The sequence below is a fragment of the Microcystis sp. LEGE 00066 genome, assembly GCF_015207925.1.
In the GTDB taxonomy this organism is placed as follows: Bacteria; Cyanobacteriota; Cyanobacteriia; order Cyanobacteriales; family Microcystaceae; genus Microcystis; species Microcystis ichthyoblabe_A.
Genome location: NZ_JADEVX010000323.1, coordinates 1 through 2214, shown reverse-complemented (window position 1 = coordinate 2214; position 2214 = coordinate 1). Strand labels below are relative to the sequence as shown.

Here is a 2214-nt window from a genome sequence, read left to right as displayed (position 1 = left end):
AGAGGGAATGCTATCCATCTCGGAATGGTTGGCAAAATCCTCCAGTGTTTTTACTAAGAGTTGTCAAACAATCCGAAACTGGTTTGGAGAAATAATTAGTTATTTCGAGCGAAGGACAACGAATGGGGTGGTCGAGGGAATCAACAATAAACTTAAACTAATAAAACGGAGAGGCTATGGCTTTAGAAACTTTCGGAATTTTTGGGTTAGAAGTATGTTATCTTGGCATCTTGTCTGTTGATTTAGCATAAAGAGTAACGAAGAGCCGAATTTCTCAGACGATTTGAAAACAATGAATTGCAGCATACCTTAGACTTTGATGAATGGATGGGAGAAGCTTGGATGCTAGAAGCTTTACTGCAAGACAAAGAAGAAATTGAGGAGATAGAATTGGTTGATTAATGACTATTTTCAAGAGATTAGACATCTCATTGAAGCTTGTCCAATAGTTCAATCTTATAACCTCATTACTGATAGTAGAAGTCTTTATGTAGGGTTTGCGGCAAAAAGTACGGGCGAAGCATTCGGATAGAAAATCTCTGGTTTCACCGATAGGTTATTGCCCGAATGCTTCGCCCCGAAGATGCAAGGTTTTCAACCACGATTCTCTCAAAATCTTGCACCTGTTTCGCTCGTAAAGCCACAAATTTGACAGAAAAGAATTTGATTCGTCGGGTTGAGAAGGATATACAGTTCGGGTTTATAATGATAAAAGTTTATGCTCAGAAAATTAATTACACTCTTTTAAAAATTTTCTTTATTTCGACAGTAGCTGTCAGTATCTCCCGTAATTGTAGCGTTTAGAAATGCCTAATCTTAACCAATTAAAAAAGCGAGAAAGTATTAGCAACCCTTCTCGCTTTATTATAACTAAACTAAGACCTCCACAGCTTGCGGAACTACTGCCGTCTCAGTTGTGGTATTTTCCCCTAGGTAAATTCCCAAAGAACGGGCCGTTTTGACGATAAAACCATCAGGATCCACGGGATAGGCACAGCGATTTTCTTGATGACATTTTTTGATAATTTTGATCACCGGTTTCAGGGGCAAACTACGCACTTGTCCCCCGCGCCAAATCACCACGCGATCGAGTTTTCCCTTTTCAATTAATTCTACGGCCTTAATGCCAAAAGCCGTGGCTAAGAGTCGATCCATGGCCAAAGGAGGACGACTTCTTTGCAGGTGTCCCAAAGACATGGCCCGCACATCCATGGAATTGAGATAACAGAAGACGGGATCGGTCACGCATAAAGAGCGAGTTTTGTCAACTATTAATTTTTCTAAATAATCGCCAATATACTTCTCTTTTTGGTTATCTTCGTTTTTAACCCCCTCAGAAATGACAATGAGAGCGAATTTACGACCTTGGGCGCGTAATTCTGCCAAATGATGACAACAACCGTCGATGATTTCGGGAGTGAGAGCCGGGGTTAATTCGGGAATAAAAATCGCATCGGCCCCCCCGGCAATCCCCGCATGAAGGGCTAAATGACCGGCATCTCTACCCATCACCTGCACAATCATCACCCTTTCGTGACTAGCGGCGGTAAAGGTGAGATCATACAAAGCTTGAGTGACGATATCGACGGCAGTGGTAAAACCGACGGACCATTCCGTATAGGGAACATCATTATCGATGGTTTTGGGAACTGCGATAATATTCCAATTGCCCTTCTGGGCGAGATCATAGATGATATCGACGCTCCCATCGCCCCCGACGACGATCAGGGCATTTAATCCCAGCATTTCGTATCCTTGCAGGATTTTCGCGGCAATTTCTGGGTTTTCAGGATGTCCCTTGCTCAAAGAACCCAAGACACTACCACTAAGAAACTGCAAAACGTCTAATCCTTTCAAGACTCCGGGTAGGTTATAGCCATGGTGAGTCAGGATCAAATCTTGGGGGTGATATTTCCCCTCGGCAATCTGCATAAAACCGTCGGTCCCGTAGGGAATGCCGTACACATCCCAACCCTTGAGTTTTGATGCTTTCACCACGGCACGAATTACCGCATTTAACCCCGGGCAATCGCCACCACTGGTCAGAATGCCGATTTTTTTCTTTTGATTCTCGTTCATAGTTATATCCTCCTGGATTTTTTTGTCAGTTATCAGTTATCAGTGATCAGATGTAAGTTTTCAGTTAAGTAGCTGGTTATAATTAAATTAAAAATCGATTTTAGGTTCGATCCCCCCTGCCCCCTTGATAAGGGG

The 2214-nt window shown here is 42.8% G+C and carries 2 protein-coding genes; one reads left to right on the top strand and one right to left on the bottom strand.

The features are described from left to right. The coding region (locus IQ224_RS23095) for a transposase (protein WP_194032751.1) at nucleotides 1-241 on the top strand (241 nt) is incomplete at its 5' end. A gap of 629 nt (nucleotides 242-870) precedes the next feature. Here IQ224_RS23095 and IQ224_RS23090 read toward each other — a convergent pair. Then, on the bottom strand, nucleotides 871-2079 hold the full coding sequence (locus tag IQ224_RS23090) for an ATP-dependent 6-phosphofructokinase (protein ID WP_002742707.1): 1209 nt from the start codon (nucleotides 2077-2079) through the stop codon (nucleotides 871-873). Between the last annotated feature and the right edge of the window lie 135 nt (nucleotides 2080-2214).